At 63.4% G+C, this 16,064-nt stretch carries 16 protein-coding genes; 8 read left to right on the top strand and 8 right to left on the bottom strand.

What is annotated here, in order from left to right; genetic code table 11:
• Positions 1–257 precede the first annotated feature (257 nt).
• From ACP15D_RS07220 to ACP15D_RS07210, 3 genes are all read left to right on the top strand, one after another.
• Entirely contained in the window at positions 258–671 is a 414-nt protein-coding gene (locus ACP15D_RS07220; protein WP_424956859.1) for a Fur family transcriptional regulator, read from the top strand.
• 216 nt (positions 672–887) lie between these two features.
• Positions 888–3,080, top strand: a complete 2,193-nt coding sequence (locus ACP15D_RS07215) for a TonB-dependent receptor (RefSeq protein WP_424956858.1) — start codon at positions 888–890, stop codon at positions 3,078–3,080.
• A gap of 106 nt (positions 3,081–3,186) precedes the next feature.
• Positions 3,187–3,540, top strand: a complete 354-nt coding sequence (locus tag ACP15D_RS07210; protein ID WP_424956857.1) for a hypothetical protein — start codon at positions 3,187–3,189, stop codon at positions 3,538–3,540.
• A 125-nt stretch (positions 3,541–3,665) separates the two neighbouring features.
• Here the strand turns inward: ACP15D_RS07210 and ACP15D_RS07205 are convergent, their stop codons facing one another.
• The 5 genes from ACP15D_RS07205 to lgt all read right to left on the bottom strand — a co-directional run bounded on the left by ACP15D_RS07205 (position 3,666) and on the right by lgt (position 8,758).
• The gene (locus tag ACP15D_RS07205) at positions 3,666–4,598 is read right to left on the bottom strand and encodes a ribose-phosphate pyrophosphokinase (protein WP_424959187.1); all 933 of its coding nucleotides are present in this window, start codon (positions 4,596–4,598) and stop codon (positions 3,666–3,668) included.
• Between the two features lie 177 nt (positions 4,599–4,775).
• Positions 4,776–5,633 carry a hypothetical protein gene (locus tag ACP15D_RS07200; protein WP_424956856.1) on the bottom strand — a complete coding sequence of 286 codons (858 nt, stop codon included), beginning with the start codon at positions 5,631–5,633 and terminating at the stop codon, positions 4,776–4,778.
• 380 nt (positions 5,634–6,013) lie between these two features.
• On the bottom strand, positions 6,014–6,787 hold the full coding sequence (gene pgeF / locus ACP15D_RS07195) for a peptidoglycan editing factor PgeF (RefSeq protein ID WP_424956855.1): 774 nt from the start codon (positions 6,785–6,787) through the stop codon (positions 6,014–6,016).
• Positions 6,788–6,821: 34 nt separating this feature from the next.
• Positions 6,822–7,913, bottom strand: coding sequence for a class I SAM-dependent methyltransferase (locus tag ACP15D_RS07190; protein WP_424956854.1), 1,092 nt, complete (start codon positions 7,911–7,913; stop codon positions 6,822–6,824).
• The gene (lgt, locus tag ACP15D_RS07185) at positions 7,910–8,758 is read right to left on the bottom strand and encodes a prolipoprotein diacylglyceryl transferase (protein ID WP_424956853.1); all 849 of its coding nucleotides are present in this window, start codon (positions 8,756–8,758) and stop codon (positions 7,910–7,912) included. Before lgt ends, ACP15D_RS07190 begins: the two co-directional genes overlap by 4 nt.
• 188 nt (positions 8,759–8,946) lie before the next feature.
• Between lgt and ACP15D_RS07180 the strand changes: the two genes are divergently transcribed.
• From ACP15D_RS07180 to ACP15D_RS07165, 4 genes are all read left to right on the top strand, one after another.
• On the top strand, positions 8,947–9,210 hold the full coding sequence (locus ACP15D_RS07180; RefSeq protein ID WP_072372454.1) for an accessory factor UbiK family protein: 264 nt from the start codon (positions 8,947–8,949) through the stop codon (positions 9,208–9,210).
• Positions 9,211–9,389: 179 nt separating this feature from the next.
• The gene (locus tag ACP15D_RS07175; RefSeq protein WP_424956852.1) at positions 9,390–9,887 is read left to right on the top strand and encodes a YbjN domain-containing protein; all 498 of its coding nucleotides are present in this window, start codon (positions 9,390–9,392) and stop codon (positions 9,885–9,887) included.
• Between the two features lie 42 nt (positions 9,888–9,929).
• Positions 9,930–10,751: a pyrroline-5-carboxylate reductase gene (gene proC / locus ACP15D_RS07170; protein ID WP_424956851.1), complete on the top strand. Its 822-nt coding sequence runs from the start codon at positions 9,930–9,932 to the stop codon at positions 10,749–10,751.
• Between the two features lie 397 nt (positions 10,752–11,148).
• Positions 11,149–11,838, top strand: coding sequence for a TetR family transcriptional regulator (locus ACP15D_RS07165; RefSeq protein ID WP_424956850.1), 690 nt, complete (start codon positions 11,149–11,151; stop codon positions 11,836–11,838).
• Between the two features lie 15 nt (positions 11,839–11,853).
• On the opposite strand, the gene ACP15D_RS07160 is transcribed toward ACP15D_RS07165, so the two are convergent.
• From ACP15D_RS07160 to ACP15D_RS07150, 3 genes are all read right to left on the bottom strand, one after another.
• The gene (locus ACP15D_RS07160) at positions 11,854–13,212 is read right to left on the bottom strand and encodes an ATP-binding protein (protein ID WP_424959186.1); all 1,359 of its coding nucleotides are present in this window, start codon (positions 13,210–13,212) and stop codon (positions 11,854–11,856) included.
• Positions 13,213–13,600: 388 nt separating this feature from the next.
• Positions 13,601–14,314 carry a response regulator gene (locus ACP15D_RS07155; protein ID WP_424956849.1) on the bottom strand — a complete coding sequence of 238 codons (714 nt, stop codon included), beginning with the start codon at positions 14,312–14,314 and terminating at the stop codon, positions 13,601–13,603.
• Positions 14,315–14,342: 28 nt separating this feature from the next.
• Positions 14,343–14,921: a MarR family winged helix-turn-helix transcriptional regulator gene (locus tag ACP15D_RS07150; RefSeq protein WP_424956848.1), complete on the bottom strand. Its 579-nt coding sequence runs from the start codon at positions 14,919–14,921 to the stop codon at positions 14,343–14,345.
• 207 nt (positions 14,922–15,128) lie between these two features.
• Here ACP15D_RS07150 and ACP15D_RS07145 point away from each other — a divergent pair, with 207 nt between their 5' ends.
• A complete protein-coding gene (locus ACP15D_RS07145; protein ID WP_424956847.1) occupies positions 15,129–16,022 on the top strand; it encodes a branched-chain amino acid aminotransferase in 894 nt (297 codons plus the stop codon).
• The last annotated feature ends 42 nt before the right edge of the window (positions 16,023–16,064 follow it).

Raw genomic sequence — 16,064 nt, 5'->3', positions numbered from 1 at the left:
GGCCTCCAAGGGTGCCGGGCGCCGTCTCACGCGTTTTTGCTTGAGATGGCGCGGTTTATAGCCTTCGGGCGGGGGGTTGGCAATGTCCGCAGGGCGCTCCAGTCGGCTTCGCCAGAAGGGTTAACCCGGGGCGGGGACAGCCGAGGCTTGCGGGAGGCGAAGCGCTTGAAGATAAAGGTGATCGGCCGCCATTGTATGCGGATCGCACGCTTTTGATGTTATAGTTCAATTCATAGCTGCCAAGCCTGGACGGATCGATGACGCGCAAGCTGCCAAAGCGCCGTGCTGCCCCCGAGCAGGACAAGATGATCGCCGATGCCCTGCGCGATGTCGGCCGTCCCGTGAGCGCATACGAGCTGATCGAGGAGTTGCGCGAGAAGGCCAGCCTTGCCCCGCAGACCGTCTATCGTTCGCTCGACCGTCTCATCGCCGATGGGCAGGCGCACCGGCTGGAATCGATCAACGCGTTCGTTGCCTGCCGGCACCCCAGCCATGAGGGCACGGCGGTGTTCGCCATCTGCAATGACTGCGGGACGGTGTCCGAGTTCGACGAGCCGGCCGCAGTCGATCGCTTGGCGGCGTGGGCGCGCAAATCCAAGTTCGCTGTCGAGCGCATGACGCTCGAATTGCGTGGTCGCTGCCGCGCCTGCACGGACCGCATCGCTGGGTGAGCTGCGTTTCATTGTGGCGGTCTACTGTCTCCTGACCTGACGAAATCAAAGTCGATCGGCCGGCCAATGCGATCGCCGGCGAGTCCGGCTGGCTACGCAGTGTGGCTCACAGTCTGCACTTGCGAGCTCATGGCATAGCGACCGGCGCACCCTAGGTTGACCATAGTTAGTTAATGGATATTATAACATCCGTATTGCGTGTTAGGGGGCGTATCCGTGAGAGTATCAGTTGCGTACAGCGTCGCTGCGGCGGCACTGATGATGAGTAGCGCGCCGGTTGTGGCGCAGACCGCGGCGCCATCGGCGTCGGGGACCACTTCAAGCGGCGTTGTGGAACTGCCCGCGGTGACCGTCACCACGAGCGCTAGCCCGATCGCGAAGCCGAAGAAGTCCACCAAGCGGACGACAGCGTCGACGGCTTCTGCGCCGGCTCCCTCGGACGCGCCAGCGGCGCCGGAGCTGCAACCGCTTCCCGGTGCCATCGTCGATGATGACGCGTTCGTAGCCGTCACCGTCGCCACCTCGCGCGAGATCCAATCCACCGCCGGCCCGACGATCACCGACACGTTGATGAATAAGCCCGGTATCATCGGCTCGACGTTTGCGCCTGGCTCGAACCGGCCGATCATCCGCGGGCTTGATGAAAACCGCGTCCGCATTCAGGAAAACGGCATCAGCACGCAGGACGTGTCGGCGATCTCGGAAGACCATGCCATTCCCGTCGATCCTTACGCGGCGGACAAGGTCGAAGTCGTGCGTGGCCCAGCTACGCTACGTTATGGCAGCCAGGCGATCGGCGGTGTGGTGTCGGTCGATAACAATCGCATTCCATCGTACATGCCGCGCAACGGGTTCGATGCGGAGATCCGCGGCGGCATCACATCGGTCGACGAAGGTCGGGACGGCGGATTCAGCACTAACGCCGGCTCGGGCAACTTTGTCTTTCATGCCGATGCGTTCAAGCGGAAGGCAGACGACTACGACACGCCGCAAGGACGCCAGTCCAACTCGTTCGTCGACACGGACGGCGTATCGTTCGGCGGCTCGTTCGTCGGCCGTGACGGCTATGCGGGCGTTTCATTCACCGAGTTCAACAGCCTCTATGGTATCCCCGGCGAGGACGCGCATATCGACATGCAGCAGGACAAGATCATGTCGAAGGGCGAATGGCGTGTGAACTCGAACGGCATCGAAGCGATCCGCTACTGGTTCGGTGCCAGCGACTACCAGCACAACGAAGTGTCGCCGGAAGGGGAGATCGGTGCGCGGTTCCTCAACAAGGAGCAGGAAGGCCGCATCGAGGTCGAGCATCAGGCATTCGCGACCTCGCTCGGCGAACTGCGTGGCGCCGCCGGCATCCAAATCGATCACCGGAAGACGACAGGACTGGCGTTCGAGGACGATGCCGACAACCTGCTGGAGCCGTCAACGACAGACCAGGTTGCCGGGTTCATGTTCGAAGAGCTGCAGGTTTCGCGGTATCTTCGCCTGCAGGCGGCCGGGCGCATCGAGAATACGACCGTCGATGGTCTAGGCTGGACCGACGTCACCGACCCGGACAATCCCGTAGTGTTCCGGGGCGAGCGCGATTATACACCGCTCAGCGCCAGCATTGGTGCTCTCTATGAACTGCCAAGCGACATCGTCGCCCGCGTAACGGCGGCATATGTGGAGCGCGCTCCGGCAGCCACAGAGCTGTTCTCAAAGGGAGCGCACGAGGCCAGCGGCACCTTCGAGATCGGAAATCCCAATCTTGGCATCGAGTCGGCGAAGACCATCGAACTGGGCTTCAAACGCGCCAAGGGGGATCTGCGCTTCGATACCACCGTCTACTACACGCAGTTCTCGGACTTCATCTACAGGCAGGTGACGCCCGGCGTGTTTTGCGAAGAAAACCTCGCCTCATGTGCCCTCGGCGGCTCCGGTGACCTGCAGCAGGTAACGTTCCAGCAGCGCGACGCGACCTTCTACGGTGCCGAACTCACGGCGCAGTATGATGTCGGCCGCGTCTGGAACGGTCTTTGGGGCATCGATGGCCAGTACGACTTCGTGCACGCCGAGTTTGCGGACGGCGAATACGTGCCGCGCATTCCGCCACACCGCCTCGGCGGTGGCATTTTCTACCGCGACCCAACGTGGTTCTTCAGGACTGGTCTGCTGCACGCCTTCGATCAGGATCAGATCGGTCTCGGCGAGACGCCTACCGAGGGATACACGCTTGTTTCTGCGGAGCTTAGCTACACGTACCGCGGCGAGACGCACGATGGCATCACTCCAGTGACCACCATCGGCATCAAGGGCGAGAACCTCGCTGACCAGGAGGTTCGCAACCACTCGTCTTTCCTCAAGGAAGAAGTTCTGCAGCCTGGCGCAAGCGTTCGCCTCTTCGGATCGGTGAAACTGAATTAGTGCGTTGCGCGCGGCATTGGCCGTCGAGCACAACTCGACTGGTCAATGCCGCGCAACTGCCGTAGAATCGGTGCCAACGTTCGATGACTCGCATCGGGAGGCGCCTATGTCGACGTGTTCGGATCCGCATCACGCAAATCACGCGCACCAGCACGGACCGGGCTGCGGCCACAAGGCCGTCCAGCACGGCGATCATGTCGATTACCTGCACGACGGCCACTTGCATCACATGCACGGCGATCACGTCGATGAGCATGTGATCGAAGTGTCGGGTAAGAATCCCGACAGGTGTACGCCGGAGCATCGCTGCGTGGGGCACGAGCCCGGGCATAAGCATGGCCCAGGCTGCGGACACGAGGCTGTACCGCATGGCGATCACGTCGACTATCTGGTCGACGGTCATCTGCATCATCCGCACGGCGATCACTGCGATGATCATGGGCCGCTCGAGGCGGCCTGATCCTTCTGCCGGGCTCGTGCCCTTTTGCCCGGGCCCGGGTCTTGCTCCGTTGGGAGTGCTGGGCCTGGTCGCGTAGCATCACGGCGACCGGATGTCGCCGATGGCAGCCGCCTCACGCGCGGGTGTCAGTAGAACAGGCTCGAGACGCTCTCCTCGCGCGCGGTGCGCAGGATGGCCTCGCCAATCAGCGGCGCAATCGACAGCACGCGAATGTTCTTGGCGGCGAGGACGGCGGCGGTCGGCTGGATTGAGTCGGTGATGACGAGCGACTTCAGCTTAGAGGCCTGGATGCGGCTGACGGCACCGCCCGACAGCACGCCGTGGGTGATATAGGCCATCACCTCAACGGCGCCGTTCTTCAGTAGCGCTTCGGCAGCGTTCACCAGCGTGCCGCCAGAATCGACGATGTCGTCGATCAGGATGCAGCGCATGCCCTTCACGTCGCCGATGACGTTCATGACCTCGGATTCGCCGGGTCGCTCACGGCGCTTGTCGCAGATGGCGATGGGCGCCTCGATGCGTTTGGCGAGGGCGCGGGCGCGCACGACGCCGCCGACGTCGGGCGAAACCACCATCAGGTTTTTGCCCTTGTAGCGCTCCTGGATGTCGCGAACCATCACGGGCGCGGCGAACAGGTTGTCGGTGGGGATGTCGAAGAAGCCCTGGATCTGGCCGGCGTGCAGGTCCAGCGTCATCACGCGGTCGGCGCCGGCGCGCTCAATCAGGTTGGCGACAAGCTTGGCTGTGATGGGTGTGCGGGGGCCAGGCTTCCGGTCCTGGCGGGCATATCCGTAATACGGAATGACAGCGGTGATGCGAGCTGCCGAGGCGCGCTTCAGCGCGTCGAGCAGGATCAGCAACTCCATCAGGTTGTCGTTGGCGGGGAAGGAGTTCGACTGGATGACGAAGACGTCCTGGCCACGGACGTTCTCCTGGATCTCGACGAAGATCTCCATGTCGGCGAAGCGCTTCACCTGCCCTTTGGTGAGGGGCAGCTTGAGGTGCGCGCTGATCGCTTCCGCAAGTGGTCGATTGGAATTTCCGGCGACAATCTTCATCGTCGGAGTTGCCCGGCCCTCAGGACGGGGATCGAAGGGCATTTACGCCTCCACAGCCGCTTGCCGGGGTCGCTAAGAAGGGGGCTTCTAGCAAGAGGGCCCTCGCCTGTAAACGGCGGGGCCCTCGCAATGCCATCGGTCTAAACGACCCAGATGCCAGATGAGCGACCTGCTGCGTTAGTTAGAGCTGGTTTTCTGCGTCGGTTGAGGCAGGAGCTTAACGATGCCTTGTGCGGCAGCAGCAGCAGCAGCATCGGCGGTCTTGCCCCAGGAGCCGTCAAGCGAACCCTGCGGAACTTCGTTTTTCTGGGATACGGTACCGAGCCGCTTGCCGTGCGGGTCGGTCACGCTCCAGTCGATAGTGATCGGCTGCTTGCCATCCTTGCCGGTGCCCATCGCCACCTTGCCTTCGACGAGATAGGTGTTCGCGGTGCGCGCATCCGAGAGCGGCACGCCGCTGCGGGAGAGTTCACGCTGAATGGCCGCGCGCAGTGCGGTGCTGCCATCGCCCGGCGCGCCGGTCACGACCGGTACGAGGGCGCTGATCGGGCCGCTGCTGGCAACGCTGCCGGTAACCATCGGCTTCTGCGATGCGTAGGAAGGCGTCGCAGCCGCCGTCTGAACCATGCTGCCATTGCTGGCAACGGCGGCGCCGCCACCCGGCATCCAGCTGGCAACCGACGTGACCGTCTTGGCCGCGATCGACTGCACCAGGGTCGGCGTCATGGCGGCCCAGGGATCCTTGCTCTTGCCGGAAGGCGCCGATTCTTCGCCGCTCACGCGGTGAACGCCCTTGCCGTTGGCGTCGGTGACGTCCCAGATGTACGACACCTTCGACTTGTTGCCCTTCTTCTCGAGCGAGGAGACAACGTAGCCGCGCAGCGTGTACTCGGCGCGCTCGTCCGGAGACTTGGCGACGCGGAGGTTCTGGCGTTCAAGATCGGCGATAAGCTGCGTGCGCAGCTCGTTCGAAACGTTCTCAGGCGGGCCGATGACCGGCGCTACTGCGAACTGTGCACCGCGCGGCGCAGCCATCGGCGGCGGGCTTGCGACCGACGCGGTCGGCGCATCGCCACCGGATGAACTGAATAAGGATGTTACAGAGCTGGCTGTCTCGCATGCGGCCAGCCCCATGCACATCCAGCCTGCGATAACTGCGAATGCTATTGGCTTTGTCTTTTGCCAAGCCGCAGCAGCATCAAAGGTCGTCACGGCGACGCTCCCCCGTTGAGTACTCGCTGTTTGTTCCGGCGGCCGGCGTACGAACCCTGCGGCCTTACACTCCCTAATGACCGGTACCTCTCTAAGAATCGTCTAACCAGTCATCAAAGCCGCGTCCAGATCGAATCCGAACGTCCCGGCGCCCTAACGCAATTCCCCGAAGAAAACGCAGGACGCCATTGTGGATTGTGCAATTAAGCCACGACAATGGCGGAGATTTGACGGCCGTAATCGGGCTCCGATCGGTGTTGGGAGCGCCGAAAGCTGAAAAACATCGATTCGTTCAGGTACGTGCACGGGGACTGCCTCTCAACTTCAGCGACGCCGCTCTTGCGAAGTCTCGTCTCGACATAGCCAGGCAAGTCGAAATGAGCCTTTCCATTGGGACTTTTGCGCGAAAGAAAGATTTTGTTGTCCGCGCAACTTTCGAGCAGGGCCGCTTCAAAGTCTGGCCCTACTTCATATGAAACTTGGTTAATGGCGGGGCCAATTGCAGTGATAATGCAATTTCGCCGCGCCCCGAGATTCTCCATTTCGGCGATCGTGGCCTCCAGGACCCCTCCGACGGCGCCGCGCCAGCCGGCATGGGCCGCGCCGACGACGCCGGCCTCGGGGTCGGCGAAGAGAACTGGAGCGCAGTCGGCGGTGAGCACGCCGATGACGAGCCCAGGCGTCCGCGTGACGATGCCGTCGGCCTTGGGCCGCTGGTCGGGCGCGAACGGGGCGTCGATAGCGACGGCAATGCCGCTGTGGATCTGGTAGAGCGTCGCCACGTCACTATTGCTTCCGCCAAGGTGGCGGGAAACGCGCGCGCGATTTTCGCCGACGTTGGCAGGAACGTCGGATGAGCCCGGTCCGCAGTTGAGACCGGCGTAGAGCCCCTCGGATACGCCGCCGGGGCGTGTGAAGAAGCCGTGGCGGATGCGCTTCGAGCTGGCAAGCGCGGTTGCTTCTATCGGTTGCAGCATGGCCTCGGCCTCGGCAGATACGTTCTGGTGTACCTCAGATGAAGGGTGGTAGCGGAGAGACGTCAACGCTTCGTATGCCGAGAACTTGGAATCGGCCGCCCATCCCGGTCGGGGCGAGGATGCGGGCCATGCCGGATTCGATCTCGGCGGCGCGCGCCGGATTGGCCGCCATCAGCCTTGATGCGCGCTCGACGGCGCCAAGGCGACCGAGGAACTCGGCTTGGGGAAGCGGGCCATCGCAGCGCATGCCGGCGGCGGCGATGGCGTGAGCGAAAGCTGTGAAGTCGACCTGCATGGTGAGATCGGCTTGTCCGGGCGTCTGCAGGGGGTCGGTGTAGCGGTGCGCAAGGATCGCCTGCAACGTGTCGCCGTAGTTCGGCACGGTGTGCCCATAGTCGATAAAGAGGCCGGCGAGGGGCGTGCCGAGCGCCGCGAGATCAGCAGCAAGGCGGGCGAAGGCGGTGCGGCGATGCTCGTAGATGTCGCCCTCCGCCGGCGCTGGGAGGGAGGCGGGGAGGTTTGCTTCCGCTGCCGGTCCATCGACGAATTGGAGACTACCCGAGGCATCGAGACCGACGCAGCGCCTATGCCACGCACCATCGCGCCACACGAATTGATCGGCTGGGAGCGTATCGAGGAACTCGTTGGCGATGACGATGGTGGGTCCGTCCGCGGAAGTGAGATTCGTGCTCCACGTAACCGGCACGACCTCATTGCGAAACGCCTCGCGCTGCAGCTGCTCCAGCGTTTCGTTGGTCTCGACAAGCTCGATGCGGAGCGCGGCGCGGAAGGCGGGGACGAGGCGTGCAGCGCGCAAGGCATCGCGCATCAGCGTACCGCGTCCAGGGCCGAGCTCGATCAGACGCAGCGAAGCGGGTGCGCCCATCTGCTGCCAGACGACGGCGCACCACAGTCCGATCAGTTCGCCGAACACCTGGCTGATCTCCGGCGCGGTGACGAAATCGGCGGCAGCGCCGATAGCGGTCTGGCGGCGGTAGTAGCCGTGCTCGGGGTGCTGGAGACATACGTCTATGTAGTCGGCGACGGATATCGGCCCGTCACGCGCGATGCGCTCGGCGAGATGACCCGCGAGCGGCGTCACCTGCGGGGTGGGGCCGTCCGTCACTTCGCGCTGCGGCTCAGCGCATAGCGCACGACGATGACGCCGAGGATGAACATCGGGATCGAGTAAGCAATGCCGGCGGTGAGCGGGCCGATGTTGAAGGCGTGCGCGAAGTGCGGCTCGCGGAACAGCTCGCCGGTTGAGCGGGCGAGTGCATAGCCGATGAGGAAGGTGCCGCTGACGAGGCCGGGCCGCTTCAGGGCGCCGAAATGGTGCGTCAGCAGGCGCAGGACGAGAAACAGCGCCAGTCCTTCAAGCGCCGCCTCATAGAGCTGGCTCGGGTGGCGCGGCGTCGGTTCGACCTGCGGGTAGTGGATGGCGGCTTCTGGGAACACCATGCCCCATGGCATCGTCGTCGGGCGGCCGAACAGCTCGCCGTTGATGAAATTGGCGATGCGGCCGAAGAAAAGACCAATTGGCACCGCTGCCGTGACGAGGTCTCCCGTGCTCCACGGGCTGACGTTGTTGCGGTGGGCGAAGGCCCAGATGGCGATGGCGCAGCCGACGAGGGCGCCGTGGAACGCCATGCCGCCCTTCCAGACGGCGATAATGTCCTGCGGGTTGGCGATGTAATAGCTCGGCTCATAGAAAATAACGAAGCCGAGCCTTCCGCCGAGCACTACGCCAGCCGTTATATAGAGGAGGAGATCATCGACCTTCGCAGGCGTGAACGGCGGTGTGTCGTTGGCCCACAGGTAAGGGGAGCTCAGCAGGCGGCGGATATAGAGCCAGCCAAGCAGCAGTCCCGCGAGGTAGGCGAGGCCATACCATTTGATCGCCACCGGCCCGATTTGCAGCGCGACGGGGTCGATGTTGGGGAAGGGAATCGCCCAGAGGGTGGTCAGCATGTTCATGAGAATCGACAAGCCGCGGTCAGCGGCCGCTCCTGTGGGCTAGGCACCCTCCATCCGGGCGCCGCACGATTTCGGCGCCGTGACGCTCTGTCAAGGGTCGAGGACGCCTTGAATGGGGTAGGCGTGGCGCTCATAGTCCGACCGGTTTCTATCAAGAAGAGCAACTCACGGAGCAAATTCCCATGACCCAGACGACCAATCGCTTCCTCGATGAGTTTGCCAAGCTGATGACGGATGCTGCTGGCGCGGCCGATGGCCTCAGGAAAGAGGCCGAACAGGTGTTCCGCTCGCAGGGCGAACGCTTCCTGCGCGAGATGGACGTGGTGCGCCGCGAGGAGTTCGAGGCGGTGAAGGCGATGGCCGAGAAGGCGCGTGCGGAGAACGAAAGACTCGAGGCGCGTATCGCCGAGCTGGAGCAGCAACTCGCGCAATCGCGCACCGCCTGACAACAAAATGGTTTCCTCACAAGTACTTTGCCCGTGGACAAGGCCGGGCTGAACTTGCGACTCGTGCCCGGCTGATGTTCTCGTCGCCCGTGTTGGTTGAGTAGTTGCTCTCGTGATGTCGCGTAGCTTTTGCATCGACCACAAAAAAGAACGCGAGACCATAGAGGGATCCTCGAAGCATGTCGGCTGAACACGTTGGCTACGGCCGTGTGACGAACCCGATCGATCTCATCGAGCGGTTATCCGGTGCGCACGACTGGGCCTGCGACCGGACGAATGACGACGAGTTGACCCTCGTCATCGCCGGTACCTGGACCGATTATCATGTGTCGCTGAATTGGCGCGATGACCTCGAGGCGCTGCACCTTGCCTGCGCATTCGATTTCCGGGTGCCGGAGAACCGCCTCAACGAAATGTACAAGCTGGTGGCGCAGATCAACGAGCAGCTCTGGCTCGGCCATTTCGATCTGTGGACCCAGGAAGGCCTCGTAATGTTCCGTCACGCGCTGCTGCTGAACGGCTCGGTGGCGACTACGGCTCAGTGCGAGGCGATGCTGCAGGCGGCCCTCGAGGGGTGCGAGCGCTATTATCAGGCCTTTCAGTTCGTCGTCTGGGCGGGTAAGCAGAGCCGCGAGGCGCTGGTTTCGACCATGTTCGAGACCGAGGGCCAGGCCTGAACCTAGGGCGGCCATGTCGCCCGGCATTCTCGCGGGCGGCACATGAAGTTCACGATGCAAGGTCCTCTGCTGCTGGCAGGGGCAGGGAAGATGGGTGGAGCGATCCTGGAAGGGTTGCTCGCCCGCGGGCTCGATGCCCGGCAGGTGATCGTACAGGAACCGACGCCCGCACCCGCAGTCGCTGCGTTCCTCGCCGAAAACGCCATCGATGTCGTGCCGGCGATCGATGAACTGACGCAGCCGCCGGCCGTCATTCTCGTCGCCGTCAAACCGCAAGTGATCGATGCCGTGATGCCGGGCCTGGCGAAGCTCGCAGGTCCGCAGACGCTATTTGTTTCGATCGCGGCCGGGCGACCGCTTGCTGCGTTCGAGAAATATGCGCCCAAGGCTGCGGTTGTCCGCGCCATGCCGAACACGCCGGCTGCCATTCAGCGCGGCATGACTGTTGCCGTTGCCAACGCTAATGTGACGCCGGTGCAGCGCGCGCTCGCCAACGATCTGCTGGCTGCGGTGGGAGACGTCATGTGGGTCGACGATGAGGCGCTGCTCGATCCGGTGACGGCTGTATCGGGCTCGGGCCCGGCGTACGTGTTCTTTCTCACCGAGTGCCTCGCCGAAGCTGGGCGTGCGGCTGGACTTGATGCGGCGTTCGCGGAGAAGCTGGCGCGCGCCACGGTGATCGGTTCGGCGGCGCTGATGGAGGCGTCCGGCCTTGCGCCGGCCGAGCTACGGCGCAACGTGACGTCTCCCGGTGGGACGACGGCGGCGGCGCTGGAGGTTCTGGGCGGGGAAGCGGGACTTAAAGAGCTGATGACCGCGGCGGTGGCAGCGGCAACAAAACGCGGTCGCGAACTGGCGAAGTGAGCGAAGCTCAGGCCGTTCGGCGACCGCGTCTCTTGCGTGGCCTGGGCGGGCTTGCGCCCCGGCGGGCCCAGGCATTTTCATGGTTGGCGGGGCACCCAAAGCCAAAGAACCAAGGAGGATAGGTTTTCAGCCGAGTTGCGCGTGAAGTACCACCGCAGCCACGCCCCAGTTATGATATACTGTTACATTAGTGGCAAGACGGCGGACGCCGCTTCACGAGATTGTGTGTGGTTGGGACTTTTTCCCTTATTTTGTAGGGACTTATGCCTGTCGCGGTGGGTGTTCGCGCCGCGGCGGTGCAACTTGGCGGGCATTATCCGCCGCGGATGGCACCCACGGCCTTCGGAAGAGCCTCGAGGCTGATTATCTTTCCAGGCAAGGAACGAGGAGAGCCACCATGCTTGATCAGACGACCATTCGCGGACGTCTCGTTGCCGCAGCCATGAAGCTAGCGGGCGAATGTCCTTGGAAGGACGTGACCCTGGCCCAGATCGCTGAGAGTGCCGGGGTCAGCCTTGTCGACGTGCGCAAGGAGTTCGCCAGTAAGAACGAGATACTGGCGGCGTTCGTGCGCTCGGTCGATGATGCGGTGCTGGCGCGTGCGCCGCATCGCGGCGGCGGCCAGGCGGCGCGCGATGCGCTGTTCGAGGTGATCATGAGCCGGTTCGACGTGCTGGCGGCCTATAAGCCTGCATTGCGCTCGATTGCGGAGACGTGGTCGCTCGATCCGGCGCTCGCGTGTGCAGTCGGTCGGTCGCAGCCTTGGATGCTGCGCGCGGCGGGCATTCGCGCCGACGGGCTCGATGGGCAGGTGCGCGCGGCTGGGCTCGGCGCCCTCTATGCCTCCGTCTACCGCACGTGGCTGAAAGACGACGATCCGGGGCTGTCGAAAACGATGGCAGCGCTGGATCAACGGTTGCGGCGCGGGGAGCAGGCCTTGCAGCGGATGGACAGCGTGTTCGGCAAGCTGTGCGGGTTCGCCAAGTCGTGCTGCGATGCTGCGAAGAAGCGTTCAGCCCGCACGACGCCGGCATCGGAGCCGGGAGCGGATGGTGCAACTCCGGTGCCTCCCGGCGCTCCTTCGTAAAGGCTGGCGGGGCTTCTACAGCGGCACTGAGATGATGGCGCGCAGGCCACCCATGGAGCTTTCGCCCAGGGTGATGTCGCCGCCGTGACTCTTGGCAATGTCGCGGGCGATGGCGAGGCCTAGACCGGTGTTGCCCTCGTCCTGATTGCGCGCGTGATCGAGCCGGTAGAACGGGCGGAAGACGTTGGCGCGCTCGGCTTCGGGAATACCGGGGCCGTCGTCGTCGACCTCGATGCGCACCCACTGGCCTTCGACAGCACCGCGGATGATGACGTGATCGCCGAAGCGGATCGCGTTGGATACGAGGTTGGTGATGGCGCGCTTGAAGGCCTGGCGCTTCAGCGGCAGCACGATATCGCGCCGGCGCTTGCGCATCTTCAATTCGATGTGCGTGTCGTAGTACTGCGCTTCCTCGTAGATGTCCTGCAATAGCTGGTTGAGGTTGGTGGGCGTGCTCTCTTCGCCGCCATCGCCCTTGGCGAAGGCGAGATAGTCTTCGAGCATGTCCTGCATCTCGCGCACGTCCGCCTGCAGCGAGATCGCTTCGGGGGAATCGCCGAGCAGGGCTAGTTCGAGCTTGAAGCGCGTCAGGATAGTGCGCAGGTCGTGGCTGACGCCGGCGAGCATGGTGGTGCGCTGCTCGACTTGCGCGGTGATGCGGTCGCGCATTTCCAGGAAGGCGACGGCCGCCTGGCGGACCTCGCGCGCACCGCGGGGGCGGAAGTCTTCCGCCACTTTGCGGCCCTTGCCGAATGCGTCGGCGGCCTCGGCGAGACGCAGGATGGGGCGGATCTGGTTTCGCAGGAAGAGGATTGCGACGGTGAGCAGGATCACCGAGGAGCCGATCATCCACAAAAGGAAGATGTGCGAGTTGGAGGCGTAAGTCTGCGAGCGTGTGGCGACGAAGCGCAGGATCGCGTTCTCGAGCTTGACGCGGATTTCCACGTGGCGTGACTGGCCGACCGTGTCGATCCAGAATGGTTTTTGCACCTGCTTGCGCACCTCGTCAGAGAGCGCGCGGTCGAGGAGGGCAAAGAACGGTTTCGGCCGCGGGGCAGGAAGATCACCGGGCGGCAGCACCTGCATCGAGAGGCTCAGGCGGTCGCGCGCCATTTCGATGAGCTGGCTGTAGTCGTCGCGCTTGGGGTATTCCTCGTAGATGTCGATCAGGGCGGCGATGTCGCGTGCGGTCGCTTCCGAAAGGCGGCGCGTTACGGCCTGCCAGTGGCGTTCCATGAACACGAACGCGATGACGCCTTCGAGCACGACGATTGGTGCAATGATGATGATGAGCGCGCGGGCGTAGAGGCCCTTCGGCAGGAAGTCGGAGAGCCATCCACCGATGAGCTGCATGTTGCGGCGGTGGGTGCGCATGAACCAGGCGCCGAAGGCAACCATCCATGCGGGCGTGGGCGGCAGGCGATTCCAAGCGCTGCGGATCGCTGACGGATGCAGGAATTGCGGGACACGCAGTTTGGGGCGGCGCGGCAGCGGAATACGCTTCAACGCTTGCCATAGCGAAGACCATGACAGCCACGAACGGCGCTCGGGCTCATCGCCCCTGGCGAGCATCAACCGACCTCTCTAGTGTCCCGGTTCCGAAATTCGCCAGGGCAGGCGGCCAGGTGTGCGAGCGAATTTCGGAATCATGAGGGACACTAGGAGCCAATGGTCTCGAGTGTGATTCAGATCGAAAAATTCGCTTGATACCTCGCTGCCCGTGATGGCGAATTTTTCGATCATCACACTCGTACACGCGGGATCAATCCGAATAGAGAATATACCCTTTGCCGCGCACTGTCTGGAGGTACACGGGATTGGAGGGGTCGGTCTCGATTTTTCGCCGCAAACGGTTGATCTGCACGTCGATGGCGCGGTCACTGCCGGTGGAATCCTCGGGCGCCAGCTCATGGCGCGGGATCGGCATGCCGATGCGCTGGGCGAACATGCGCAGCAGGTCGCGCTCGCGCTCGGTCAGCTTAACCGTCTCTTCGTTGTGCTTCAGCTCGCCGCGCGCGACGTGGAACGTGTAGTTCCCCATGCGCACTTCCTCGCTGGGGCCGCCACCGCCCGCGGCGCGGCGCAGAATGTTGCGCAGGCGCAGAAGCAACTCGCGGGGCTCGAAGGGTTTGGGCAGATAATCATCGACGCCGGCTTCGAGGCCTTCGATGCGGTGCTCTGGGTCGGAGCGCGCGGTGAGCATGCAGATGGGGACGGGGCGCGTCGCTTTCAGCTCGCGTGCGAGATCGAGACCGCTTTCGCCGGGCATCATCACGTCGAGCAGCACAGCATCGAATTCGAGGCCGCGCATGCCGGCGCGTGCGGCGGCTGCGTCCTGGGCGGTGGTCACGCGAAAGCCCTGCTCAGCAAGATAGCGGCCCAGCAGGTCGCGGATCTTCTGGTCGTCATCTACAATGAGGACATGCGGGGCGTTGTCGGGCAGCGCTGCGCTCGCGAGCTTTGCGGAGGTTCTCATCTTTGCCCCTCGTCTAGGAAGTACCGGTCTATCTGGCGCGCATCCCTGAGGCCAGCTTTACCAGCGCCTCGACGCGCGGGCGATCCGACTCCGTAATCATGGCAAAAAGGAAGCGCCGTGCAAAATCAGCGGCGCCGGGACCGGCATTCGACAGTGCATTCTCGATGTGGCGGCTCTGCTGGGTGGTGAGTTTTTCGGCGAGCCGGCTTCCTTTGGCGGTGACGAACAGGCGGCGCTCGCGGCGGTCATCATTTCCGGCGCGTTGCATAATGAAGCCTTTATCGATGAGCTGCTTTAAGACGCGGGCGAGGCTCTGCTTGGTGATCTTGAGAATATCGAGCAGGTCGGCCACCCGCATGCCGGGGTTGCGGTGCACGAAATGCAGGACGCGGTGATGGGCGCGGCCGAAGCCGTATTCCTCCAGGACCGCGTCGGCGCCGGCAGTAAAATCGCGATAGGCGAAGAAGAGCAATTCGACGCACGCGAGCAGATCGGCGTCGGGGATGGCGTTGCGGCAACCGGGCTGGCTCGCCTCGGCGATCGCCTGGTCGGGGCCAGACGGCGACGGGCGTGGGGTCGAAACGGCGTCGGAGGTTATGTCAGCCATGTTGACTTATTTGGCCCCGATTGTTAGTGATGACAAGTCATTTTGCGCCATCAATCAGCGCCGTCGCGGGGCGGAAATCGCCCAGGCGATGCGCGGGGTAGCCCCGAACAGCAACGGCAGCACCAGACACTGGCCCGGGATCGGGCTAGTCCTGTTGGGCCAGTCTAGTTAGCGATCTGGGCGCGAAAGTCTACGGAGAGGATACGCATGTCAGGGCCAGCCCCCTTCAACGATCGCGACGGCTTCATTTGGCTTGACGGGAAGATGGTCCCCTGGCGTGAGGCCAACGTTCACATTCTCACGCATGCGCTGCACTACGGCAGTGCCGTGTTCGAGGGTGTTCGGGCCTACAGCGGCGTGCCTTTCAAGCTGTCCGAGCACTCGCAGCGCCTGAAAGACAGTGCGCAGATTCTCGATTTCGAGGTGCCCTACTCGGTGGCTGAGATCGATCAGATCTGTCGCGATGTCATTGCGGCGAACAAGCTTTCCGATTGCTACGTGCGTCCGATTGCCTATCGCGGTTCGGAGCAGATCGGTATTTCGGCCCAGGCAACGAAGATTCATCTGTCGGTCTCGGCTTGGGAATGGGGGTCCTACTTCCCGATGGAGCAGCGGCTCAAGGGAATCCGGCTGACGATGGCGAAGTATCGCCGTCCCGATCCGGCGACGGCGCCATCCAAGAGCAAGGCTGCCGGTCTTTACATGATCTGCACGGTTGAGAAGCATCGGGCCGAGAAGGCTGGCTATGCCGATGCGCTGATGCTCGACTGGCGCGGCCGCGTTGCCGAGTGCACGGGCGCCAATGTCTTCCTGGTGAAGGACGGCGTCATTCATACGCCCGAGCCCGATTGTTTCCTCGACGGTATCACTCGCCGCACGGTCATCGATCTCGCCAAGAAGCGGGGCTATCAGGTGATCGAACGGGCGATCTTGGCGGATGAGCTGAAAGATTTCTCGGAAGTGTTTCTCACCGGTACGGCGGCCGAGGTCACGCCCGTGTCGGAGATCGGAGAGCACAAGTACAAGCCGGGGCAGATCAGCGAGAACCTGCTCAACGATTACATGGCCATGGTGCAGCCCTCGCGCAAAGCGGCCGAGTAAATCCACAGCCCAAAGCGAGGCAGGCGGCAGCGTAACCCGCTG

The organism is Hyphomicrobium sp. 1Nfss2.1 (genome assembly GCF_965243865.1).
GTDB lineage: Bacteria > Pseudomonadota > Alphaproteobacteria > Rhizobiales > Hyphomicrobiaceae > Hyphomicrobium_A.
This window is presented reverse-complemented; position numbering and strand designations above follow the sequence as displayed.

What these genes read in the sequence shown, in the direction of transcription:
- ACP15D_RS07220 (WP_424956859.1), top strand. Translation starts at nt 258, where the DNA reads ATGACGCGCAAGCTGCCAAAGCGCCGTGCTGCCCCCGAGCAGGACAAG.
- ACP15D_RS07210 (WP_424956857.1), top strand. Translation starts at nt 3,187, where the DNA reads ATGTCGACGTGTTCGGATCCGCATCACGCAAATCACGCGCACCAGCAC.
- ACP15D_RS07205 (WP_424959187.1), bottom strand. Translation starts at nt 4,598, where the DNA reads ATGAAGATTGTCGCCGGAAATTCCAATCGACCACTTGCGGAAGCGATC.
- ACP15D_RS07200 (WP_424956856.1), bottom strand. Translation starts at nt 5,633, where the DNA reads ATGGCTGCGCCGCGCGGTGCACAGTTCGCAGTAGCGCCGGTCATCGGC.
- pgeF (WP_424956855.1), bottom strand. Translation starts at nt 6,787, where the DNA reads ATGCTGCAACCGATAGAAGCAACCGCGCTTGCCAGCTCGAAGCGCATC.
- lgt (WP_424956853.1), bottom strand. Translation starts at nt 8,758, where the DNA reads ATGCTGACCACCCTCTGGGCGATTCCCTTCCCCAACATCGACCCCGTC.
- ACP15D_RS07180 (WP_072372454.1), top strand. Translation starts at nt 8,947, where the DNA reads ATGACCCAGACGACCAATCGCTTCCTCGATGAGTTTGCCAAGCTGATG.
- ACP15D_RS07175 (WP_424956852.1), top strand. Translation starts at nt 9,390, where the DNA reads ATGTCGGCTGAACACGTTGGCTACGGCCGTGTGACGAACCCGATCGAT.
- proC (WP_424956851.1), top strand. Translation starts at nt 9,930, where the DNA reads ATGAAGTTCACGATGCAAGGTCCTCTGCTGCTGGCAGGGGCAGGGAAG.
- ACP15D_RS07165 (WP_424956850.1), top strand. Translation starts at nt 11,149, where the DNA reads ATGCTTGATCAGACGACCATTCGCGGACGTCTCGTTGCCGCAGCCATG.
- ACP15D_RS07160 (WP_424959186.1), bottom strand. Translation starts at nt 13,212, where the DNA reads ATGCGCACCCACCGCCGCAACATGCAGCTCATCGGTGGATGGCTCTCC.
- ACP15D_RS07155 (WP_424956849.1), bottom strand. Translation starts at nt 14,314, where the DNA reads ATGAGAACCTCCGCAAAGCTCGCGAGCGCAGCGCTGCCCGACAACGCC.
- ACP15D_RS07150 (WP_424956848.1), bottom strand. Translation starts at nt 14,921, where the DNA reads ATGGCTGACATAACCTCCGACGCCGTTTCGACCCCACGCCCGTCGCCG.
- ACP15D_RS07145 (WP_424956847.1), top strand. Translation starts at nt 15,129, where the DNA reads ATGTCAGGGCCAGCCCCCTTCAACGATCGCGACGGCTTCATTTGGCTT.